We start from the raw sequence: 22,884 nt of genomic DNA, 5'->3' as shown, positions 1-22,884 counted from the left end.
GCGACGTTTAAGGTTGGCGCAGGGGAGCGAGGGGCACATGGACGTCGGTCAGGAGTTCGTCTTCGGGTGTGTTTTCCGGATCGCTCAAGTAAGCCTCAAAGCACGGCGTGTCGGCCAACTCGCGGCCGCTGCGAGGCAGCCATTCGCCCATGACGTGACGATAGGCGCGACTGAGTTGGTTGAACGGCCCCTGGTGGGTGAAGACCGCGTAGTCGCCGCCTGCGAGACGCTGCAGTTGGACGCCGGCGGGGGCCTCGAAGTCGTCGGGCACGGTGATGGCCGCGTCATAGCGGAGCTCCTCGGGCGGGGTGTTTTCCGGATCGTCGTAGCTGATACCGAGCGTCTGGGCGCCGGGGCCGATGTGGCCGGTGGCGCCGAGCCGTTGGCAGATTTCGTCCCAGGCGACGCCGACTTGATCGTAGGGACCGATGTGGCGCACGTAAGCGACTTGGACGGAGGGCAGGTGTTTGATGGTGACTTTCATGGCGAAGTGGCGAAGTGGTCGCGAACGGAAGCCAGCGGGGACTCCGTGCGGATCAAAATGCACTCCGGAATGGGCGCGCAGCCGCGGCGATTGGCCGCGGTCGCGTTGAAAGCGACTGGGGCTCAGCGCAAAGGCTCGCCCGAAGGCGCGGGTGAAGGCCTCGTGCGAGTCGTAGCCGGCGTCGAGCGCGACATCGAGGATACCGCGGGCGCGGTGTTCGCGCAGTTGCCAGGCGGCGCGTTCAAGCCGCAGCCGTCGCACCAGACCTTGCACGGTCTCGCCGAGCATGCCCGTGAAGACGCGATGAAAGTGGAAGGGCGACAGATGTGCGATGCCGGCGAGGGTGCTCAACGACAGCGGCTCATCCAGGTGCTGGTGGATGTGCTCGATGACGCGTTGGAGGCGTCGTTTGTAGTCGTTGAGGGTGACGGGCCGCATGGTGGAGTGCGGCGATGTTTTAGCACACGGGAGGACGACGCGCTTGATCGCGATTGCGCAAAACGCGGAGTTCAGGCGGAAGGCCGCGCCGGGAGCAGTCCGTTGGCGACCGCTTCCTCGAGCATCGCCGCAATCCGCTCCCACATTGCGGTCGATCCTTCGGCCATGTGGCGATTGCGGGCGACCACCTGATCGTGCGTGATGCCGTGTTTGCGCCAGGAGGCGCCTTCGGTGTTAAGATTGAGCAGCATGGGCTGGAAGCGGTCGCAGCCGGCGGCGAATTTGGCCTCGGGCGTCTCGCGGGCTTCAAACTCATCCCAGAGGCCCCGAAACTCGGCAGTCTGGTCGTCCGGCAACAGACCGAAGAGGCGATCGGCCGCCTTGGCCTCGCGCTCGTGTTGATTGGACATGCCGGCCGTGTCGTAGGCGAAGGTGTCGCCCGCGTCGATTTCCACGATGTCGTGGATGATCAACATCTTAAGCACACGCAGCACGTCGAGGTCGGGCTGGTTGGCGTATTCCGCCAACGTGATCACGACCAGACAGAGGTGCCAGGAATGTTCGGCGTCGTTTTCGCGGCGACGGCTTTGGGTGAGCAGCGTTTGCCGGAAGATCTCCTTGAGTTTGTCGACCTCGACAATGAACGCGATTTGGCGTCCGAGGCGATCGAGCGGAGCGGGGGAGGGTTCCATGTCCGAGCTTGGATGAATCGGGCGGCAATGGGCAACCGGTCTTCGCGTTCGCCATTTTTTTGCGAAAGGCGTCCACTTTGGGCGAGGCACAGAGGGCTCAGCTTTTCCTTGCGGGCGGGGAGGGGGACCTCTTCGATCCGAGGCGACTGTCTCCATGAAAATCCTCGTTGCCGACAAGATCTCTGCCAAAGGAGTAGCCTATCTGCGTGAGCAGCCGGGCTTCGAAGTCGTGGAGGCCTATGGCTCCTCCCCCGAGCAAGTGCTTGAGCTCGTGAAAGACGTTCACGCGATCGCGGTCCGTTCCGAGACCAAGATCACCCGGGAGGTGCTCGAAGCCGCCCCCGAACTCAAGGTCGTGGGCCGCGCCGGCGTCGGCGTGGACAACGTCGATGTCGAGGCCGCCACCGAGCGCGGTGTCGTCGTCATGAACACGCCCTCGGGCAATACGATCGCCACGGCGGAGCTCACCTTTACCCACATTCTCAGCGGCGCTCGCCCCGTGCCGCAGGCCGCCGCTTCCATGAAGGCCGGCAAATGGGACCGCAAAGCCTTCGCCGGTGTGGAGCTTTTCCGCAAAACCCTCGGCATTATCGGCATGGGCCGCATCGGTGGCGAAGTTGCCAAACGCGCTCAAGCGTTCGGCATGCGCGTCGTGGCCTACGATCCCTATCTCGCGCCGAGCCGCGCCAAGGCCATGCAGGTCGAGGGTGTCACGCTCGATGAGCTGCTTGCGCAGGCCGACTTCATCACGGTGCACATGCCGCTCACCGATGATACGCACTACATGATCGACGAGGCCGCCCTGGCGAAGTGCAAGTCGGGTGTGCGCCTCTTCAACTGCGCGCGCGGCGGTATCATCAAGGAATCCGCCCTCATCGCCGCCCTCAAATCCGGTCAGGTCGCCGCCGCCGGTCTCGACGTGTTCGAGGAGGAGCCGCTGGCCAATGACAGCGAGCTGCGGGCGTTGCCCAATGTTTCCCTCACGCCGCACCTCGGCGCCTCCACCGCCGAAGCGCAGGCCGCCGTGGGCGTGGAGATTGCCGAGCAAATCACCGACGTGCTCGCCCGCGGCATCATCCGCAACGCAGTCAACATGCCCTCGATCGACAGCGCGGCGCTCAAGGTGCTGGGCCCCTACCTCGACCTCGGCGCCAAGCTCGGCACGCTCGTGCAGCAGATTTCCCCCGACCAGATCGACTCCCTGCGCATCACCTATTGGGGCAAGATCATCGATCTCGACGCCAATGCCGTGACCCGCTCCATCCAGCGCGGTTACCTGCGTCGCATCTCCGGCGAAGAGGTCAATGAGGTCAATGCGCCCTTCCTCCTCAAGCGCCTCGGCGTGGAGGTGGAGGTGACCAAGTCCAATTCCGATGTCGACTACACCGAGCTCATCTCGGTCGAGGCGGTGGATGCGCAAGGCAAGAGCCATTGCGCGCTCGGCACGCTGATCGGCAAGGCCCAGATGCCCCGTATCGTCGGCATCAACGGTCGCGAGGTCGAAGTCGCCGCCGAAGGCAAGTTGCTCGTCCTCGAGAACCTCGACCAACCGGGCATGGTCGGCGAGGTCGGCTCGCTGCTCGGTCGTGGTGGTGTCAACATCGCCGATATGTCGCTGAGCCGCCTCGTCCAGGGTGAAACCGCCTATATGGTGGTGCGCGTGGACAGCGAACCCTCCGCCGAGGTGCGCGACGAGATCAAGGCTCACGCGAAGATCAAGCTGGCAAAGTTTGTGCAGTTGTAACGTCCTCGCCCTAAGCTCCTTTCCCCATGCTGGCCCCACTCCTCATCGCCTTTGCCGTTGCCTACGTGCTGGGGTCTCTGCCGTTCGGCTACTGGGTGGCCAAGGCGAAGGGGGTCAACATTCTGGAGGTGGGCAGCAAGAACCCGGGGGCAACCAACGTGAAACGCGTGCTCGGTTCCGGTCCGGGCAACCTCGTGTTCACCTTGGATGTGTTCAAAGGCATCTTCGCCACGATCGGCCCGCTGATTGCGTTTCCGATCGTGCTCGGGGATGCCGCTGCGCCGGGAAGCCTGCTCTATGACTTGGGCGGCGTGGCCGGCGTGGTCGGCGCGGTGCTCGGTCATTCGTTTTCCTGCTTTCTCGGATTCCGGGGCGGCAAGGGCGTGGCGACGGCTGCCGGCGGTCTGTTCATTCTGATGCCGCTCCCGTGCCTTGGCGCGGCCGTCGCTTGGGTCGGCACCTTCTTCGCCAGTCGTTATGTTTCGCTGGCCTCAATCATCGCCGCGCTCGTGATCGCGGTGGTGCCGTGGTTCCTGTCGTTCGGCCTCGCGTTGAACATCATGGCATCGCTCCTCGGTCTGCTGGTCGTGGCGCGCCACCATGCGAACATCGGCCGCCTGCTGGCTGGCACCGAGCATCGTTGGGACCGGAAGTAAAGCGTCCCGCCTGAACCCTTCTTATGAGCGATTTTCCCGTCGTTAACATCGGCATCTGCGGCCTCGGCACCGTGGGGCAGGGCGTGTGGAAACACATCACCCGCTCACGCGCCAAACTCGAGTCGCGCCTTGGTGCCAAACTCGTGCTTAAAAAAGCTTCGGTGCGCGACCTCGCCAAAAAGCGCAGCGTCCGCGTCGGCAAGTCCCGCCTCACCGCCGACCCGATGGAAGTCGCGACCGATCCGAAGATTCAGATCGTTTGTGAATTGATCGGCGGCACCACGCTGGCGAAGGACGTCACGCTGGCCGCGCTGCGCGAGGGCAAAACCGTCGTGTCGGCCAACAAGGCTTTGGTTTGCGAGCACGGTCCCGAGATCTTCGCCGCCGCCCGGCAACACGGCGGCCATTACTTCTTCGAAGCCTCGGTCGCCGGCGGCATTCCGATCATCAAAGCCCTGCGCGAGGGGCTCGTGGCCAACCGCTTCGATCGCATCTACGGCATCCTCAACGGCACCTGCAATTACATCCTCACCCGGATGGAGCGTGAGGGCCTGTCGTATCCGGTCATCCTCAAGGAAGCCAAGGCCCTCGGTTACGCCGAAGCCGACGAGTCCCTCGACGTTGAGGGCTGGGACACCGCGCACAAGGCGTCGATCCTGGCTTACTTGGCTCACGGCACCTGGGTGCCGACCAAGAACATGTTGGTCGAAGGTATCACCGAACTCAGCCAGGCCGATATCCAGTTCGCGAGCGAGAACGGTTACGCCATCAAGCTGCTCGCGGTCATTACGCGAGACCTGCAAACCAACGAACTGGCCGTGAGTGTCGCGCCAACGCTGCTTTCGCGCGACAAGGTGCTGGCCAACGTCAACGAGGTCTACAACGGCATCTCGGTCGCCGGCGATGTCGTCGGCGAGACGGTCTACATCGGTCGGGGCGCCGGGCAGGACGCCACCGCCAGCGCGGTCATCAGCGACATTGTTGACGCGATTGCCCTGCTGCTGCGTGGCAATGCGCCGCTGCCGGAACCGGTCGAGCACAAGCGCCCGCTTTGCCCGCCGGAGCACATCCAAGGCTCCTACTACCTGCGTATGGACGTGAGTGATACGCCGGGTGTGCTCGCCAAAATTTCGAGCGTCACCGCCAAATACAAGGTCAGCATCGCCAGCGTCCAGCAACGCGCGGGAGCCAAGGCCGGCGCGGCCTCGCTCATTCTCACGACGCACCGCAGCAACGAGAAGGCGATTCGCGCCGCGGTGAAAAATCTCAGCCAACTCAGCGCCGTGCTCACGAAGCCGTTGCTCCTGCGCGTCGCCAATTTCGACGACTAGATCCCTTTTCTCCTCCCATGCCACGCATTGTGCAAAAATACGGCGGCACCTCCGTAGGTGACGTCGAACGAATCAAAAAAGTCGCCGAGCGCATCAAACTCACGGCGGCTCGCGGCAACCAGGTTGTCGTGGTTGTGTCGGCTCGCGCCGGGGTGACCAACGAGCTGCTTGCCCGCGCCAAGTCCCTTTGCGCCGAACCCAGTGACCGCGAGATGGACATGCTGCTCGCGGTCGGTGAGCAGGAGACCATCGCGCTCACCGCGATGGCGCTGCACGGCCAGGGCGTGCAGGCTGTTTCGTTCACCGGGGCCCAGGCCGGCATCCAGACCGATCGCTCGCACACCAAGGCCCGCATCACCACCATCAACGCCCAAGCCGTCGAGGAACAGCTCGAGGCCGGCAAGGTGGTCATTGTCGCCGGTTTTCAGGGCATCAATGAGGACGGCCACATCACCACGCTCGGTCGCGGTGGTTCCGACCTCAGCGCCATCGCCCTCGCTTCCGCGGTGAACGCGGACAAGTGCGAGATCTACACCGATGTCGACGGCGTTTACACCGCCGACCCGCGCATCGTGAGCAAGGCCCAAAAAATTGACGAGATCTCGTATGACGAAATGCTGGAGCTGGCCTCGTCCGGCTCGAAGGTCATGCAGTCCCGCTCCGTCGAATTCGCCGAAAAACACGGCGTGCTTTTCGAAGTCCGTTCATCCTTCAACTTCAACCGAGGAACCGTAGTGAAAGCAGAAGTCCCCCACATGGAAAAGGTCGTCGTTCGCGGCGTCGCGGTCGATAAGGACCAAGCCAAGATCATCGTGAGCAACATCCTGGATAAGCCGGGTTCCGCCGCGAAGGTCTTCCGCGCGCTCGCCGACGCCAACATCGTGGTGGACATGATTGTGCAGAACGTCGGGCGCAACGGCATCGCGAACCTCACCTTCACCGTCCCCCAGGGCGACACCTACAAGGCCCAGAAGTCGCTGGAGCCCGTGCTCGACGAAATCGGCGGCGGTCATGTGGCGGTGCACGAAGCCATCGCCAAACTCTCCGTGGTCGGTGTCGGCATGAAGACGCACTCCGGCGTCGCGGCCGATCTCTTCAAGGGCTTGGCCGACGCCGACATCAACATCGACCTGATCACGACTTCCGAGATCAAGATCTCCGTCGTCATCGATCTCGATCGGGCCGACGACGCCGCTCGCATCGTGCACACGGTGTTCGGCCTCGACGCCGAGTGAGTGAAACGGTCGGGCCGCGTCGCCCGTTCTCCGCATGAAATTCATCTCCACCCGAGGCGAAACTCCCGCGCTGGGTTTCAGTGACGCTGTCGCCACCGGACTCGCGCCGGATGGCGGCTTGTTCCTGCCCGAGGAACTGCCGCAGTTTTCCGCGGCGGATCTGCAGGCGATGTCCGGGCTGAATTACCCGGCGCTGTGCGCGGCGTTCTTCCGCCGTTTTGCGACCGATATTGACGCGGCGACCTTCGACGCGATCGTCGCGAAGTCCTACACCACCTTCGACCACCCGGAGATCGCACCGCTCGTGCCTCTGAGTGACAACCTGCAGGTGCTCGAGCTCTTCCACGGTCCGACGCTCGCGTTCAAGGACTTTGCGCTGCAGCTGCTCGGCAACCTTTACGAGCACCAGTGCGCGACGCGGCAGCAGTCGATCAACGTGCTCGGGGCGACCTCGGGCGACACCGGGGCGGCGGCGATTCACGGCCTGCTCGGCAAGCCCGGCACCGCCATCTTCATCCTCTATCCCGATGGCCGCGTCGCCCCGTTGCAGGAGCGGCAGATGACCTGCACCGGCGCGGATAACGTGTTCGCGATGGCGATCAAGGGATCCTTCGACGATGCCCAAACGGCGTTGAAGGAGATCTTCGCCGATCAGGATTTCCGTATGGCCCACCGCCTCTCCGCGGTGAACTCGATCAATCTCGCCCGCGTGCTGGCGCAGTGCGTCTACTACCTCTCGGCGTGGTTGCGTCTGCCGGCCGATCGGCGCGACGAAGCGGAGTTTGTGGTGCCGACGGGCAACTTCGGCAATGTGCTCGCCGGTTGGATGCTGCAGCGCATGGGCGTGCCGATCCGTGGCTTCAAGGTCGCGACCAATCAGAACGACATCCTCTACCGCCTCTTCACCACCGGCGAATACAAGGTCGATGATGTGGCTCCGAGTCTCGCGCCTTCGATGGACATTCAGGTGGCGTCGAACTTCGAACGCTTCCTCTACTTCTCCGTCGGTCGCGATCCGGCCCGGGTGCGGGAGATCATGAGCACCTTCAAGTCGACCGGGCGCTACACCTTCGAAAACTTCGACGCCGATACCTTCTCCGCTTCCCGCTGCACCGACGCGGAGATTCCTGGGATCATCAAATCGGTCTACGACCGATATGGCTATGTGGCGGATCCGCACACGGCCTGCGGTTTCGCCGATCTCGATTCGAATCGGCTGAGCGTCGTGCTGGCCACCGCCCATCCGGCGAAGTTCCCGGATACAATTCGTTCGGCCATCGGCGTGGATGCGACGCACCCGTCACTCGAGGCGCTCAAGGAACGTCCGATTGTGAAACACGCGGTGGCGGCTACGGCTGACGCCATTCGCGGCTTCATTCGCGATCGCGCCGTCTAAGCGAGCGGCGCTCGCGGGGGATACAATGCTTCCGCTTTGGGACAAACTGGGTAAACGACGCGCCACCCCGATTACGGCGACGCTGCTTGTGCTCATCCTGGGAGTCTTTCTGGGGCAGCTGGCCCTGATGGTGCTCACGCCCGAAATCGCCGGTGACTGGTTGCAGCGTTTCGCGCTGGTGCCCGAACGATGGATACGGGCTTGGACGACTTGGGAGGCGTGGATTCCGGTGCTAAGTTCGGCGTTCCTGCACGGCGGACCGGCGCATGTGCTCGGCAATGCTTGGTTCCTTTGGGTGTTCGGCCGCTCGTTGGAGGAGCACATTGGCGGCGCGCGGTTTCTGTTGATCTACATGTTCGGTGCCGTCGCTGCGGGGCTCGCCCAAGTGGCGTCGGACCCGGGCAGCGAAGTGCCGATGGTCGGTGCCAGCGGGGCAATTTCGGCCGTCATGGGCGCCTATTTTGTGCGGCTGCCCACGCGATGGATCGTATCGCTGGTGCCGTGGGTGGTGCCGGTTCTTCCCGTGCCGGCCTTCGTCTTTCTCGTCCTGTGGTTTGCTCTGCAGGTGACGCAAGGCATGGACACGTTGGGCTCAACTTCAGGCGGTGGTGGCGTCGCTTGGTGGGCGCATGCCGGGGGATTTGTGGCGGGGGCTCTGGTCGTGTGGTTGCTCGGGCAAAAGAAAATGGCGGGATCGAAATCCCGCCGTCGCAAAAAAGGGTGAGGCCCGGACGTCGTTAGCAGTTGCCGGCCTGCCCGTAGTAGGCGCCGGGACCGTGCTTGCGCTTGAAGTGCTTGTTCAGGAGCTCCGTTTCGATCGTCGGGAGCTGCGGAGCGAGTTGCAGCGACATAAGCGCCATGTGCGCGATGCACTCGACCGCCACGGCCACCTCGACGGCCTTGGCCACGGTCGGGCCCCAGGTGAAGGGCGCGTGGCGGTTGACCAGGACAGCGGGGAAGTCCGCCGGATCCTTGTCGGCGAAGGCCTCGACGATAACGTTGCCCGTTTCCCACTCGTAGGCGCCGCCGCCGATTTCGTCGGCGGTCATTTTACGGGTCACCGGAATGTCGCCGTAGAAGTAGTCGGCGTGGGTCGTGCCGAAGATCGGGATGGCGCGGCCGGCCTGAGCGAAGGCGGTGGCGTGGGAGCTGTGCGTGTGCACGACGCCGCCGACGGATTCGAAGGCAAGGAAGAGGCGACGGTGCGTCGGCGTGTCGGACGACGGGCGCATCTGGCCCTCGGCGATGTTACCGTCGAGATCGACCAGCACCATGTCCTCGGGTTTGAGGTCATCGTAGGCGACGCCCGAGGGTTTGATGGCGAAGATACCCTTGTCGCGATCGATCGCGGAGGCGTTGCCGAAGGTGAGGTTGATGAGGCCCTCGCGCGGGAGGGCGAGGTTGGCCTCGTAGGCTTCGCGTTTGAGTTCGAGGAGCATGGTCAGGGACGTCCGCTTAGGCGCGGAAGCCTTGGTTGAGGTGGTAGTAGACCTCGTTGTTGCGGAGGTCCTGCTTGAGGCCGGAGATGCGGGTGTCGGCGTCAATGTGCACGGCTTCGATGCCGGCGATGGTGGCGAAGTCCTCCAGCATCTCGCTGGTGACGGTGTAGCTGTAGCCGGTGTGGTGGGCGCCGCCGGCGAGGATCCAGGCCTGGCAGGCGGTCTTGAAGTCGGGCTTGCACTCCCAAACGGCGCGGGCGACGGGCAGCTTGGGCAGTTTGGGCGTCTTGACCGCCTTGACCTCGTTGACGATGAGACGGAAGCGGTTGCCGAGATCGATGAGGCAGGCGTTGAGGGCTTCACCGGCCGGGGCGTCGAAGACGAGGCGGATCGGGTCCTCCTTGCCGCCGATACCGAGCGGGTGGACTTCGACCTTGGCTTTGCCGGCGGCGATAGAGGGGCAGATCTCCAGCATGTGGGCACCGAGCACCTGGTGGCCCTTGGGCGAGAGATGGTAGGTGTAGTCCTCCATGAAGGAGGTGCCGCCCTTGAGGCCGTGGCCCATGACCTTCATGGCGCGGACGAGCGCGGCGGTTTTCCAGTCGCCTTCGCCGCCGAAGCCGTAACCGGCGTCCATCAGGCGTTGGGTGGCCATGCCGGGCAGTTGTTTGAGGCCGTGCAGGTCTTCGAAGGTATCGGTGAAGCCTTTGTAGTCGCCGTCTTCGAGGAAGGCTCCGATGCCGAGCTCGAGCCGAGCGGAGTAGCGGAGCTCCTCGTGGCGCTTGCCGCCTTTTTTCAGCGCGGCGACCACGTTGTAGGACTTTTCGTATTCGGCGCAGAGCGCATCGATGTCGGCCTTTTTGACCTTGTTGACGACCGCGACGAGATCGCCGACGCCGTGGGTGTTGACGGCGAAACCGAGTTTCATTTCGGCCGATACCTTGTCGCCCTCGGTCACCGCGACCTGGCGCATGTTGTCGCCGAAGCGGACGAACTTGGCGCCCTGCCAATCGGTCCAGCCGCGCACGGCGCGCATCCAGGCGCCGATGCGATCCTGCACTTCGCCGTCGCTCCAATGGCCCACGACCACCTTGCGGGCGAGGCGCATGCGGCTGTGGATGAACCCGGCCTCGCGGTCGCCGTGGGCGGCTTGGTTGAGGTTCATGAAGTCCATGTCGATCGTGCCCCAGGGCAGATCGCGATTGAACTGGGTGTGGAGGTGGAGGAAGGGCTTTTTGAGCAGGCCGAGCCCGCGTATCCACATTTTGGATGGCGAGAAGGTGTGCATCCAGAGAATGAGACCGCCGCAGGCCGGGTTGGCGTTGGCCTCGATGCAGAGGTTCGTGATCTCATCCGGCGTGGTGAGCAGGGCCTTGTAGACAACCTTGAGGGGAAGCTTCTTGGACGCGTCGAGCTTGCCGGCGATGGTCGCGGCGTTGGCGGCGACCTCCTTGAGCGGGCCGGGACCGTAGAGGTGCTGCGAACCACAGACGAACCAGATTTCAGGAGATGGAAGTTGTTTCATATCAATAGGTAGAGGGACTTTGTCACGTAATACGTGACAAGTGGATCAGGCGCTGCGGGCCTTTTCCTTGAGGTTGAGCAGTTGTTTCATGACCCCGCCGAGGGCGGCGGTTTCAGTGACACCGCCGAAGCTGTCGTGGACTTGTCGATACAAGGCGTAGAGCTGGTTGTAGGTTTTGCGGGCCTTGGGCTCGGGTTTGTATTCGACCGGCTTGAGCGAAGTCATCTTGGCTTCGGCGGTCTTGAAGTCGGGATGGGCGCCGGCGAGCACGGCGGCGCTCACCGCGGAACCGAGGGCGCAGGCCTGCGAGGAACCGGCGACGAGCATGGTGCAACCGGTGACGTCGGCGTAGATCTGCATGAGCATTGGGTTCTTTTCCGCGATGCCGCCGGCGCAGACGACGCGTTTGATCGGCACGCCGTATTCGCGAATGCGTTCGATGATGGCGCGGGCGCCGAAGGCGGTGGCCTCGATGAGCGCGCGGTAAACTTCGGCCGGGGTGGTGTGCAGGGTCTGGCCGAGGAGCAGGCCGGTGAGGCGCTGGTCGACCAGGATCGTGCGATTGCCGTTGTTCCAATCGAGCGCGAGCAGACCGCTTTCGCCGGGCGCGAGCTTGGCAGCCTGTTTGGTGAAGGCGGCGTGCGTCTTGTCGTCGCCGGCGCAGACGACCTCAACCCACCACTTGAAGATGTCACCGACGGCGGACTGACCGGCCTCGATGCCGTAGTAGCCGGGCAGGATGGCGCCCTTGACGATGCCGCAGATGCCGGGGATGTCGGCGACGGATTTCTTGGCCGAAACGACGCCGACGTCACAGGTGGAGGTGCCGATGACTTTGACGAGGGTGCCTTCCTCGACGCCGGAACCGATGGCGCCGTAGTGCACGTCGAACTCACCAATGGCGATGGGAATGCCCGCGGGCAGGCCGAGCTTGCTCGCCCATGCCTCACAGAGGTTACCGGCGGAGGCACTGGCGTCGTAGGCCTGATCGTAGAGGCGATCACGGAGATCGGCCAAAGCGGGGGCGAGTTTACGCAGGAATTTTTTGTCGGGCAGGCCGCCCCAATCCTCGGCATAGAGGGCCTTGTGGCCGGCGGCGCACACGCCGCGTTTGACGGCTTTGGGGTCGGTCACGCCAGCGAGGATGGCGGGCAGCCAGTCGCACATTTCAACCCAGGAATAAGCGGCCTCGAAGACGGCGCGGTCGACGTTGTGGCAGTGCCAAAGTTTGGCCCAGAACCACTCGGAGGAGTAAGTGTTGCCACACTTGGCGATGTATTCCGGCCGGTGTTTGGCGGCGAGCTGGGTGATCTTGGCCGCCTCGCGCCAAGAGGTGTGATCCTTCCACAGCCAGCAGTGGGCATTGAGGTTTTTGGCGAACTTCTTTTGGGCAGCGAGGGGCTGGTTGTTGGCGTCGACGGGGATCGGGCTCGAACCGGTCGTATCAACGCCGATACCGATAACCTGGGCAGCCTTGAACCCCTTTTTCTTGGAGGCCTGAGCCAAGGCGCCTTTGGTGGCGGCCTCAAGGCAGTGCAGGTGGTCGAGCGGACTCTGGCGAGCGACGTTGTGATCCTTGGGATCAAGCAGAATGCCCTGATGACCGCTGGGGTAGTTGACGACGCAAGAGCCGAACTCCTTGCCGTCGCTGGTGCGGACGATGAGCGCGCGGGCGGAGTTGGTGCCGTAGTCGAGACCGAGAGTATAGGTGGCAGACATGGGAAGCGGGATTTCGGGGTGAAAGAAGGCGGGGTTGAAACCAATCTCCTCACGGAGCGGTTTGTTCAATCATTGGACTGCACTTGCGGGGGGAAAATCGGCGCTTTGCTTGACCGTTAGTTTCGGGCGCGCCAAGCATGGGTGCATGGCGCGTTGCACGCTGGCCGACATAGCCCGGGAAGTTGGGTGTTCCAAATACACCGTCTCGCTGGCCCTCAAGGGGGACAGCCGAATCTCGGCGTCCACACGGGCGAAGGTGCAGGCGGTGGCGGACAAGTTGGGCTATCAACCGAACGCGGTCGTCGCGCATCTGATGGCGCAGTTGCGAGCCTCGCGCTCATCGGGTTTTCAGGCCAAGCTTGCGCTGATCAATGCCAACCGGCAGCGCGATGCGTTGTCGAAGCATCCGACGATCCCGACCTACGTTGCCGGGTGCGAGAGTCGGGCGGAAAAGACCGGCTACGCCTTCGACCGCTTTTGGATGCATGACCCGGCCTACAAACCCGAACGGCTGCGGCGCATCCTGCAGACCCGCGGCATCAAGGGCATCATCCTGGTCGGGCTGATGGACTCCAATCGCTTGCCGCCGGAGTTTACCCCGTTGTGGGAGTCGTTTCCGACAGTGGTGACAGGGGTGCGGACGCGCGCGCCGGCCTTGTCGTTTTGCTGCGTGGACCATCACCACCTCGCGTTGCGCGCCGTGGAGCGGGCGTTCGAACTCGGTTACCGGCGGCCGGGTCTGGTGATCGACGAGGTGATCGACGCCTTGGTGGAACATCGCTTTTCGGCCGGGTTTCGCACTGGCCAGCAAATGGCGCCGAAATCGCGGCAGTTGCCGGTGTTCAACAGCGCGGGCACGACCGAGGAGGTGCCGGCGGAGTTCCGCGAATGGCTGGATCGCCACCAACCCGACGTGGTGTTCACCCTCTACAACCGCGTGCTGCGGTGGATCGAAGCCACCGGTCGAAAGGTGCCGGAGGACATCGCGGCGATTCAGCTCGAGTGGCGGGCGACCCGACCGGAAGTCGCGGGCATGAACCAGCACAACTTCGCCGTGGGCGAGGCGGCGGTGGACATGGTGATCAGCCAAATCCACAACAACGAGACCGGCGTGAACGAATTCCCGCGCGCGACGCTGATCGGCGCGACCTGGGTGCCGGGTGCGAGCGCGCCCGGTCGGTGATTCAAAGCCCAACGGTTTCGAGTCGGTAGCGGTAGTGGTAGCGTTTGGCGGTGGGACGAAACGATTCGTGCGGAATCGCGCCCCAACTGTCATCGCCGCCGACACCCATTTGCACGGCATCGATGTTCAGGTAGGTCGCCTCGCTTGGGCCCAGTTGCCACGAGTAGTTGACGCCGCTGATCTGAGCCCCGCTGTAGGGCGAAACCTCGCAGCTGAGGGGTGCATCCAGCGTGCTGACACGCACGCCGCGTCCCTGCGCATCGGTGAGTTCCAGCCAGCGCACGTCGAGCTTGTTGCCGTTGGCCTGGGGGCGCGAGTAGTCGGTCCAGCTTTCCAGGGTGCCTTGGGTGTAGACGCCGAGGCGGGAGAAGGCGCGGTCGGAGTAGGTGGGTTCGGGGCCGCGACCATACCAGCGAACGGCGGAGAACCCGGTGGGGATCCGCCACTGCATGCCGACGCGAGGGATGGTCGGCAGGTCGGTTTCGGTTTGGTAGTCGTAGCTTACCTCGATCGAGCCATCGCTGAGCGCGCGATAGGCGATACTCACCTGGGCGGTGCCATCGAGCATGGTGCCGGTGGACGTAATCGTCGCAGCGTGATCAAAGTCGTCGAGCGAAACCTCGACCGCCGTCACCACGCGTTTCGCGACGGCGTCGGCCCAGACCAGCGAAGGCGCGAGGCGGCCCGATGGATTTGACCGATCGAGACGCAGGCCGGCGCCGCGGTCATTGTCGGTCGGAGCGCGCCAGAAGTCCGGTTGCGACCGTTCGGCCAGAATCGTATCGCCGCAGGTCCAGGATCGAAGGTCACCGGTTTCTTCGTCGAATGTCGCGAACCAACCTTCGCCGGAGACGGTGATGAGTCCGCCTCCGCGCGAGACCGCGGGGGTTGCACCGTGGGCGGCGGGGGCATCGACGGCAAAGGAGCCGCCAAGCGCGAATTCATCGTGGCCGAGTTCGTATCCGGACTTCCACCACATGGAAGCGTGCTTGGTGCGATAGGAGAGCTGCAGCACGATCTCGGCCGGTTCGTGCGGCCAATCCGTTTGCGGGGTGAGGGTGATCCGCGATTGGTCCCGGGCGGGGGTGGTGGGCATGTCGGTGTGGCCGGTTTCAACCACGACGCCGTTGCGCAGAAGCGTCCACTGCAGCTCGACGAGTGCGTCGAGGTTGGTGAAGTCGAGTCGGTTGGTCAGTTGCAGGGTGAGCGTCTTTGCGGCGGTGCCGATCAAGGTGGCGCTCACGGGTTGGATGATGTGCTTCAGGGCGAGCAGGCCGGGATGCGGCGTGCGGTCGGCGGCCACGAGGCCGTTCATGCAAAAGTTGTTGTCGTTGGGCACGGCCGCCCGGTCCTCCCACCAGCCACCGTAGGCGAAGAAGGTTTCGCGACCCCAAGGATCGACGCGCCCGAAAGGCACGGGTTGGACGAGCCCTTGATCCATCCAGTCCCAGACAAAAGCGCCGGCGAGCCGCGGATGGGAGAAGATGCGATCCCAGTAGGCGTCGAGGTTGCCGTTGGAATTGCCCATGGCGTGGGTGTATTCGCAGAGGATGAGCGGCTTGTCCGGCCACTTGGCCAACTCGGTGTCGAAGTCGGCTGCGGACAGATACATGTGGGAGATGAGATCGCTGCTGGAGCCGTCGAGGCCCGGGACGTCGAGGTTGCTGTTCTCGTAGTGGAGCGGCCGCGAGGGGTCGTGGGCATTCACCCAGGTGCGGACCGACTTGAGGTTCGGGCCGTCGCCCGACTCGTTGCCGGTGGACCAAAGGATGATCGACGGGTGGTTGAAGTCGCGCGCGATCATGCGCTGGGTGCGATCGAGGATCGGTTGCGCCCAGGCGGGATCGTGGGCGATGCGATTGTGGGCGGTGTGACGACCGAAGCCATGGGTCTCGAGGTTGGCTTCGTCGATGACGTAGAGACCGGCCTGATCGCAGAGGCGATACCACTCGGGCTGATTCGGGTAGTGCGAGGTGCGGACGGCGTTGAGGTTGTGGCGTTTCATCAACGCGATGTCCGCGATCATAGCCTCGCGGCTCACCGCGTGGCCGCCGATCGGATCGTGTTCGTGCCGATTGACGCCCTTGAGTTTGATCGCGACGCCGTTGACCAGCAGGAGGGAGTCGCGGATTTCCACCCGGCGAAACCCGACTTCAAACGGCGCGACTTCGATCACGCGTCGGGTCGTCGCATCACGGAGCGTGACCAGCACAGGATAAAGGTTGGGGGACTCGGCGCTCCAGGGCGCAACGTGCGGCAGGGACATGCTGAGATCCCATCCCTGATCGGCAGGATCGAGGGGCCGGGCGGCGACTGTGTGACGAGCGAGGGTGGCTCCGGACGGCTCGAGCACCTCCACCTCGGCTTCGAGACCCGTGTCGGTGGTGACGAGATCAAGATCGATCCTGAGTTCACCCTGGCCGGAGCGCGGGTCGAAGTCCGCGAGGAGACGCACGTCGCGGATGCGGTTTGCGCCGGAGCGCCACAGATAGACATCGCGGAAAATGCCGCTCAGGCGCCAGAAGTCCTGGTCCTCAAGAATGGAACCGTCGGACCAACGATAGACTTCGACGGCGAGCACGTTGGGGCCGGTGCGGAGGAAGGGCGTGATGTCAAATTCGGCCGGCGTGCGACTGTCCTCGCTGTAGCCGACTCGTTGGCCGTTGACCCAAACGTAGAAGGCCGAGTCGACGCCGGCGAAGTGCAGAAAGATGTGTTCTCCCGCCGCCGCATCGAAGTTCCAGGTGGCGGGCAGAACAAAGTCGCGCCGGTAGGAACCAACGGGATTCCACTCCTGTGGCGGACGCGCCTCGTCGATGGGAAAGGGGTAGCGAGCGTTGGCGTAGATCGGCAGGCCATGGCCCTGCAATTGCCAGTTGCTCGGCACTGGGATCGAACCCCACGCGGAGACGTCGAAGTCGGGCTGATGGAAGTCGACCGGGCGGGAAGCCGGGTTGGGTGACCAATGAAAGGCCCACTCGCCGTTGAGGGAGGCGAGGTTGGGCGAGGCTGCTGGGTTGCGGATGTTGGTAAGAGCCGCGGCCCGGGTTGGGAACGCGGCAAAGCTCGTGCGCGGTTGCTCGTGGCCGAGCTGGATGATGGCAGGATTATCCCACTCGGGCCGATCAGCGGCGGCGAATGGAGCGGCGATGGTGAGCGCGAGGAAAAGGCAAAGTGAACGGATCATGGCGCCAGCGAGGGTTTGATGCCCCCCACTTTGGTCCAAGCGCGCCTCTAGGTTCGAGTGCCGTGGGACCAAGTGCCGGAAACGGTGCCTAAAACGCGGTGCCGACAGCGGGTTGCGTCGGCCAACCCGGATCAGGCGGGGGCGCCCAGACGCAGGGCAATTTGCCGGCCGGGGCCGTGCACGCCTTCGATCAAGATGCCCTCCACGTCCGCGGTTTTGGACGGACCAGTGACGAAGATCAGATTCGGATCATCCGGCAGGGAAGCGAGCGCGGCGGGAATATCGGGGGCAATCTGCGTGTCGCGCACGACCGCGATGTGCGCCCAGGGCGCCAGGGCGGCCAGCCGGGTGGACGTCGTGTGATCGCCGAGAATGAGCGTGCCGGTTTCGGCGATCGCGCCGGCGGCCGCCGTGATGCCGAAGGCGTAGTCATCGACCCTCGTGCGATCGAAGGTCGTTTCGACCGTGAAACTCTCGTTGAACGCCCCTTCCAATTCCGGCCACAACGCGGGATCACAATAGCCATGCAGCCAACCATGGTCGCGCAGCAGGTCGACAAGGGTGTTGAGCTGGTCGACTGGCTCGCCGTTCACCGCGCGCAGACGTTCGGCGAAGAGAGTCCAAAGTTGATCGGCGGGTGGCGTAGTGGATTCGCGCATACGCACGAGCTCGCGGTCCCAATCGGGCAGCGGCGCCCGCTCCGGCAGAGGGGCGAGGGCGTCGTTTACGCGCTTGAGGATCTGGTCGCGAGCGGAGCTCATGATTTGGACGAACGCGTTTTGAGCCACTTGCGGAAGGCGCCACCGCGCCACTCGGGCAGCGTGCGCGACGCGGTCCAGGCCTGCAGCGGCGGGAAGGGAATGAGTTTGGTGGGCAGGTGGTTGATGACCTTGCCGCCGACGAGCGCGGCTTTCCACGCGGTGGGTTGGCTGGCCATCAAGGCCCAGGCACCCATGGGCGGCACGCCGATTGACGCCTTGGGGGCACCTTCGGTTTTGCCCTTGTTGCGCAGACGCAGCAGCAGGTCGGGAATGGGAATGTCGACCGGGCAGACCTCGTTGCAGGCACCGCAGAGCGAGGACGCTTTGGGCAGGTCGGCCAGTTCGGGAAATTTTTTGCCCGCGAGCAGAGGGGACAGCACGGCGCCAACCGGTCCCGGATAAACGCTGCGGTAGGCGTGGCCGCTGGCCTGGCGGTAGATCGGACAAACGTTGAGGCAGGCGCCGCAACGGATGCAGCGCAGGATCTCGCGGCACTCCGAGGCGAGGACCTCGGTGCGGCCATTGTCGACAAAGACGACGTGCATCTCCTCGGGGCCGTCTGGCTGTTCGGCGGACTTCGGGCCGGAGATGAACTCGGTGTAGACCGTGAGCTGCTGGGCGGTGGCACTGCGGCCGAGCAGGTTGAGCAACAGGCCGAGGTCGCGGTCGCGGGGAACGAGTTTCTCAATTCCGACCAACGCGATATGCACCTTGGGGGCGGCGAGGCAGAAGCGCGAGTTGCCTTCGTTGGTCACCAACACGAGGCGTCCGCTTTCGACCGAAATGAAGTTCCCGCCGGTGAGGCCGACATCGGCCTGCAGGTATTTCTGGCGCAGAAAATCGCGGGCGCGGCGGGTGATGACCTCGGGCTCGTCGTTGTAGTCGCCCAGGCCCTCACGCTCGAAGCTGGTGGCGATCTCGCGGCGGTTCTTGTGGATGATGGGACGAACGATGTGGGACGGGTGGTCGTGATCGATCTGCACGATGAACTCGCCGAGGTCGGTCTCGAGCGCTTCCATGCCGCGCGCCTCGAGGTAGGGCGTGAGTTCGATTTCCTCGCTCACCATGGTCTTGGATTTGACCAGTTTGGTGGCGCCGCGCGCCTGCATGATGGCGTGCACGGCGGCGCAGGCGTCTTCGGCGGTGCTGGCCCAGTGCACCTGCACGCCATTGGCCTGGAGTTTGGCTTCGGCGGCCGGGAGCAGCGTATCCAGATTTTCGATCACATGCTGCTTGATCGCGCCGGCGGTGTGACGGAGCTCATCGGGATCAAGGAAATGGTCCCACAGCAGTTTCGTCCGCTTCTCGTGCGTGCCCTTGGTGCTCTGATAAACCGACTCCCGCTTGTCGGGCGGCAGCGCGGCGGCGTAGGCATCAATGGGTTGAACGGGCATGGGACGGGCAGGATGGAACGGACTTTTTAACCACGAATGGACACGAATCGCTTCGCCTACCGGCTACGCGCTGACGACTCGGCTGTAACCAACTCGGTTTGGATGCGAAACGGTAGTGTAGCCTTTCGTGTCCATTCGTGGTTGAGAACAATCATTTGGTTGGCAGCGCGTCGCGGAGGATTTGGACGAAGTGGCGGGTCTTTAGGGGCGCGCCGGCTTTTTCGGCGAGGCCGCCCATGTGCATGAGGCAGCTCATGTCGGCGGAGACGAGGTAATCGGGCTCGGTGGCGCGCACGTTCTCCAATTTCAGCGTGCCCATGTTGGCCGAGATATGGGGGAAGCTCACCGAGAAAGTGCCGCCGAAACCGCAGCATTGTTCGGCTTCGCCAAACGGCGCGACGGTCACGCCGTCGATGGACTCGAGCAGAGCGAGCGCAGCGGCGCCGCTGTTGGACCCGCGACTGTGGCAGGAACGATGAAAGGCGAGCTTGGCGTCGAATCGACCGGGCCAGGCTTTCACGCCGAGTCCGTTGACGATGAAGTCGGCGAGTTCCCAGGTGCGGCGGCCGAGCGAGGCGACGTCGGCAGCATCGGCTTCCTTTTCGAACTCGAGCGGCGCGCCGTGAAAGAGCATGGCGGCGCAGGAGCCGGAGGGGACGATCACCGGGGCATCACCGGCGAAGGTCTTCACGGTGTGACGCACGACCTTGCGCGAGGCGGACCAGTCGCCGCCGTTGAACGCGGGTTGGCCGCAGCAGGTCTGGCCTTCGGGGAACTCGACGATGCAGCCGAGGTGTTCCAGCACCTCAACCGTGGCGCGGGCAACGTCGTCGTAGAAGGCGTCGCACAGGCAGGTTGCCATGAGCTGCACGCGTCGGTCGGCGGCGGGAAGTTGGCGATCGGCAATCACGGAGTGACAGAGAGGCTTTGCGCTCAACGACGGGCAGCAAGCACCGTTTGCTCATAGGTGGTGACGTCGGCGAGCCAGTCTGCGCCCACCGGCACCTCGGCGCGGCGGCAGAGTTCGTCCCACACCGTGCCCCAAGGCAACGAACGGCCGAGTTCCATGAGGGCGAGACGTTCGTGGCCTTTGCCGGATTTTTCGGCGGCCTTGAGCTGCGAAGTGGCATCGAGCAGTCCGCATAGGATGGCCTGGCGGGTGGCGCGGGTGCCGATCACGTAGGCGGCGATGCGGTTGATCGAGGCGTCGAAGAAATCGAGCGCGACGTAGATGCGGTTCCACGCTTTGCCGCGGGCGATTTCGAGGAAGAGGTTGCGCACCTGGTCGTCGAGCACGACGACGTGGTCGCTGTCCCAACGGACCGGGCGGCTGGTATGCAGGAGCAGTTTGGGGTGGAACTGCAGGTGGGCGGAGATCTTGTCGGCGACGGATTCGGTCGGGTGGTAGTGACCGAGGTCGAGACAGAGCACCTTTTCGCGGGAGAGGGCGTAGTTGGAGTAGAACTCCTGGGAACCGACGACGTATTCCTCGGAACCGAGGCCGAAGAGTTTGCCTTCCACGGCGTCGACGCACTTGGCCGCGTCGATCGAGGTGTCGGCGAAGATGGCATCGTAGCTGTCGCGCAGGCGTTGGCGCGGGGCATGGCGATCGGCGGGCACGTCCTTGGCGCCATCCGGCACCCAATGGTTGTTCACGCAGACGCCGCGTTGCGCGGTGGCCATGTGCTCGGCGATCTCGCGGGAGCGTTTGCCATGTTCGATCCAGAACTGGCGCACGGACTTGGAAGCGTGGGAGAGCGTGAAGCCGTCGTTGGCGAGCGGGTGGGCGAAGTAGGTCGGATTAAAATCGAGGGCAATCTTTTGGGATTTCGCCCAGGCGATCCAACGTTCGAAGTGGGCGGGCTGCAGGGCGTCGCGATCGACGGGCACGCCGTCGGTTTCGGCGTAGAGCGCGTGCAGATTGAAGCGGTGTTTGCCAGGCAGGAGTGACAGGGCCTTGGCGACGTCCTGGCGAATTTCGTCGCCGGTGCGGGCGGCGCCGGGGTAACCGCCGGTGGCCATGATGCCGCCGCCATCAACGGACTCGGTGCGGGTCTCGAGGCCCTTGACGTCATCGGCCTGCCAGCAGTGCAGCGAGATCGGCACGGCGAGGGCCTGTTTGATGGCTTTTTCGGTGTCGACGCCAACGGCGGCGTAGGCATCGCGGGCAAAAGAGTAGGCGGAAGCGGTCATGACGAAACGGGGCGGTAGATTTTCGCTTTGAGTTGGGTGGAGAGGGAGGCGCGGAAGGCGGCGAGGTTTTTGACGGCCTTGAGCGCGATGAGTTGGTTGGCGAGGTTGCCGACGGCGGAGCCCTCGATCTGGAATGCGTGCACGGGCAGGCCGGAGGCGTTGGCGGTGGTCTGGCAGAGCAGCTGGTTCTTGGCGCCGCCGCCGACCATGAGGATGCGGCGGAAGGATTGGCCGGAAAGTGTCTCGAAACGCCGCACCACGTCGGCATGGCCCTGGCCGAGCGAATCACAGATGAGTCGCACGTAGCCGGCGAGGTCGCGCGGCGGTTTGGTGCGATGACGCTTCAACTGCGCGTCGATGGCGGCGCGCATGGACGCGGGGTTGCCGAAGGTCGGATCGGTGACATCGAGCAAGCGTTTGGGCGCAGGCAAGGCGCTGGCAGCTTTGATCAACGTGCGCCACTCGCGGTCGTTGGTCGGCCGGGAAGGGAAAGTGTCGAGGGTGCGCTCGAGCAGCCAAAGTCCGATGACGTTGATCAGCGGACGGTATTCGCCGCGGCCGGTGCGATCATTGGCGACGCGGGCGGCGAGCGCGTCGGGACCGAGGATCGGAGTTTTGGATTCGAAGCCGACCAGCGACCACGTGCCGGAACTCAGGAAGATGTCGCCGCCTTCCGCGGCGGCCGGCATGGCGTCGTAGGCGCAGGTGGTGTCGTGGCCGGGCACGGCGATGACCTGGGTGGGGGCGAGGGTGGGCAGATCTTTGACGCGGCCGAGTTTGGTGCCAGATTTGACCGGGGTGCTCAACCACGTCGGCGGCACCCGAAAATAGTCCAAGGCCTCGCGCGACCAGTCATGGCCCTTGACGTCGAGGAGCTGGGTGGTGCTCGCAATGGAAAGACCGTTGGCCTGGCGACCGGAGAGGAGGTAGTTGAAGTAGTCCGGCAGGAAAAGACAGCGCGCGGCGAGGTCGGTGATGCTCGGATCGCTGGCGATGGTTTCGGCCAGTTGGAACGAGCTGTTGTAGAACACCGCGGGGATGCCGGTGGCCGCGTAGATGCGGGCAAGGGCGGCGCGGGTGTTGAGCAGCGACTGCAGTCCAGCCTGAGTGCGTGCGTCGCGGTAGGCGTGAACTGGATACACGAGCCGGCCGTGTTCGTTGAGCAGGACGTAGTCGACGCCCCAGGTGTCGACACCCACGGAGGCGAGCGAAGCGCCTTTGGGCAGACTGCGGGCGGCGGCATGGAGGCCGGTCACGACTTCCTGCCAGAGCGTAGCCACGTCCCAATAGTCGTGGCCGCCGAGCGAGCGGATGGCGTTGGGAAAGCGGTGCACCTCGTTGAGCGTGAGCGCACCGTCGGCCCAGGTGCCGACGATGACCCGGCCGGAGGTCGCGCCAAGGTCGACCGCGGCGCAATGGAGGGGTGGTTTTACAGGAGGCAACGGAGGTGAACGGAGGGGCTTGGGGGCAGGCGAGCGTTTACAGAAGCCAACGAAGAGAACAAAGG

General features: G+C 64.2%; 18 protein-coding genes. 7 read left to right on the top strand and 11 right to left on the bottom strand.

Annotated features, from left to right (window positions below):
* Positions 1-7: 7 nt before the first annotated feature.
* Positions 8-922 (bottom strand): AraC family transcriptional regulator, encoded by a 915-nt coding sequence (locus AC0MRV_RS19150; protein ID WP_472766121.1) that lies wholly within the window; start codon positions 920-922, stop codon positions 8-10.
* Between the two features lie 71 nt (positions 923-993).
* Positions 994-1,614 carry an HD domain-containing protein gene (locus AC0MRV_RS19145; protein WP_472766120.1) on the bottom strand — a complete coding sequence of 207 codons (621 nt, stop codon included), beginning with the start codon at positions 1,612-1,614 and terminating at the stop codon, positions 994-996.
* Between the two features lie 154 nt (positions 1,615-1,768).
* Here AC0MRV_RS19145 and serA point away from each other — a divergent pair, with 154 nt between their 5' ends.
* Genes serA through AC0MRV_RS19115 form a run of 6 tightly spaced genes read left to right on the top strand, consistent with a single transcriptional unit; the run spans position 1,769 to position 8,700 of the window.
* Positions 1,769-3,358 carry a phosphoglycerate dehydrogenase gene (gene serA, locus AC0MRV_RS19140; protein ID WP_472766119.1) on the top strand — a complete coding sequence of 530 codons (1,590 nt, stop codon included), beginning with the start codon at positions 1,769-1,771 and terminating at the stop codon, positions 3,356-3,358.
* A 26-nt stretch (positions 3,359-3,384) separates the two neighbouring features.
* Complete coding sequence (gene plsY, locus AC0MRV_RS19135) at positions 3,385-4,014, top strand: glycerol-3-phosphate 1-O-acyltransferase PlsY (RefSeq protein WP_472766118.1); 630 nt, start codon at positions 3,385-3,387, stop codon at positions 4,012-4,014.
* A gap of 23 nt (positions 4,015-4,037) precedes the next feature.
* Complete coding sequence (locus AC0MRV_RS19130) at positions 4,038-5,345, top strand: homoserine dehydrogenase (protein ID WP_472766117.1); 1,308 nt, start codon at positions 4,038-4,040, stop codon at positions 5,343-5,345.
* 17 nt (positions 5,346-5,362) lie between these two features.
* On the top strand, positions 5,363-6,580 hold the full coding sequence (locus tag AC0MRV_RS19125) for an aspartate kinase (protein ID WP_472766116.1): 1,218 nt from the start codon (positions 5,363-5,365) through the stop codon (positions 6,578-6,580).
* A 34-nt stretch (positions 6,581-6,614) separates the two neighbouring features.
* Positions 6,615-7,976: a threonine synthase gene (thrC, locus tag AC0MRV_RS19120; protein WP_472766115.1), complete on the top strand. Its 1,362-nt coding sequence runs from the start codon at positions 6,615-6,617 to the stop codon at positions 7,974-7,976.
* Between the two features lie 25 nt (positions 7,977-8,001).
* Positions 8,002-8,700: a rhomboid family intramembrane serine protease gene (locus AC0MRV_RS19115; protein WP_472766114.1), complete on the top strand. Its 699-nt coding sequence runs from the start codon at positions 8,002-8,004 to the stop codon at positions 8,698-8,700.
* Positions 8,701-8,713: 13 nt separating this feature from the next.
* Here the strand turns inward: AC0MRV_RS19115 and araD are convergent, their stop codons facing one another.
* The 3 genes from araD to AC0MRV_RS19100 are packed head-to-tail and all read right to left on the bottom strand — an operon-like array spanning position 8,714 to position 12,659.
* Entirely contained in the window at positions 8,714-9,415 is a 702-nt protein-coding gene (gene araD / locus AC0MRV_RS19110) for an L-ribulose-5-phosphate 4-epimerase AraD (protein ID WP_472766113.1), read from the bottom strand.
* 16 nt (positions 9,416-9,431) lie between these two features.
* Positions 9,432-10,940, bottom strand: coding sequence for an L-arabinose isomerase (gene araA / locus AC0MRV_RS19105; RefSeq protein ID WP_472766112.1), 1,509 nt, complete (start codon positions 10,938-10,940; stop codon positions 9,432-9,434).
* Positions 10,941-10,985: 45 nt separating this feature from the next.
* On the bottom strand, positions 10,986-12,659 hold the full coding sequence (locus AC0MRV_RS19100; RefSeq protein ID WP_472766111.1) for a ribulokinase: 1,674 nt from the start codon (positions 12,657-12,659) through the stop codon (positions 10,986-10,988).
* 145 nt (positions 12,660-12,804) lie between these two features.
* Between AC0MRV_RS19100 and AC0MRV_RS19095 the strand changes: the two genes are divergently transcribed.
* Positions 12,805-13,842 (top strand): LacI family DNA-binding transcriptional regulator, encoded by a 1,038-nt coding sequence (locus tag AC0MRV_RS19095; protein WP_472766110.1) that lies wholly within the window; start codon positions 12,805-12,807, stop codon positions 13,840-13,842.
* Position 13,843: 1 nt separating this feature from the next.
* On the opposite strand, the gene AC0MRV_RS19090 is transcribed toward AC0MRV_RS19095, so the two are convergent.
* From AC0MRV_RS19090 to AC0MRV_RS19065, 6 genes are all read right to left on the bottom strand, one after another.
* On the bottom strand, positions 13,844-17,029 hold the full coding sequence (locus AC0MRV_RS19090) for a glycoside hydrolase family 2 TIM barrel-domain containing protein (RefSeq protein ID WP_472766109.1): 3,186 nt from the start codon (positions 17,027-17,029) through the stop codon (positions 13,844-13,846).
* 131 nt (positions 17,030-17,160) lie between these two features.
* Entirely contained in the window at positions 17,161-17,790 is a 630-nt protein-coding gene (locus AC0MRV_RS19085; RefSeq protein ID WP_472766108.1) for an LUD domain-containing protein, read from the bottom strand.
* Positions 17,787-19,184 (bottom strand): LutB/LldF family L-lactate oxidation iron-sulfur protein, encoded by a 1,398-nt coding sequence (locus AC0MRV_RS19080; RefSeq protein WP_472766107.1) that lies wholly within the window; start codon positions 19,182-19,184, stop codon positions 17,787-17,789. The genes AC0MRV_RS19085 and AC0MRV_RS19080 overlap by 4 nt, the downstream gene beginning before the upstream one ends.
* A 151-nt stretch (positions 19,185-19,335) precedes the next feature.
* Positions 19,336-20,094 (bottom strand): (Fe-S)-binding protein, encoded by a 759-nt coding sequence (locus tag AC0MRV_RS19075; RefSeq protein ID WP_472766106.1) that lies wholly within the window; start codon positions 20,092-20,094, stop codon positions 19,336-19,338.
* A 23-nt stretch (positions 20,095-20,117) separates the two neighbouring features.
* A complete protein-coding gene (locus AC0MRV_RS19070; protein WP_472766105.1) occupies positions 20,118-21,377 on the bottom strand; it encodes an L-rhamnose isomerase in 1,260 nt (419 codons plus the stop codon).
* The gene (locus tag AC0MRV_RS19065) at positions 21,374-22,819 is read right to left on the bottom strand and encodes a rhamnulokinase (protein WP_472766104.1); all 1,446 of its coding nucleotides are present in this window, start codon (positions 22,817-22,819) and stop codon (positions 21,374-21,376) included. The genes AC0MRV_RS19070 and AC0MRV_RS19065 overlap by 4 nt, the downstream gene beginning before the upstream one ends.
* Between the last annotated feature and the right edge of the window lie 65 nt (positions 22,820-22,884).

The sequence above is a fragment of the Actomonas spartinae genome (genome assembly GCF_051209155.1).
Lineage (GTDB): Bacteria > Verrucomicrobiota > Verrucomicrobiia > Opitutales > Opitutaceae > Actomonas.
Note: the sequence above shows the minus strand (reverse complement) of the source record. Positions and strands in the feature narration are given on the sequence as shown.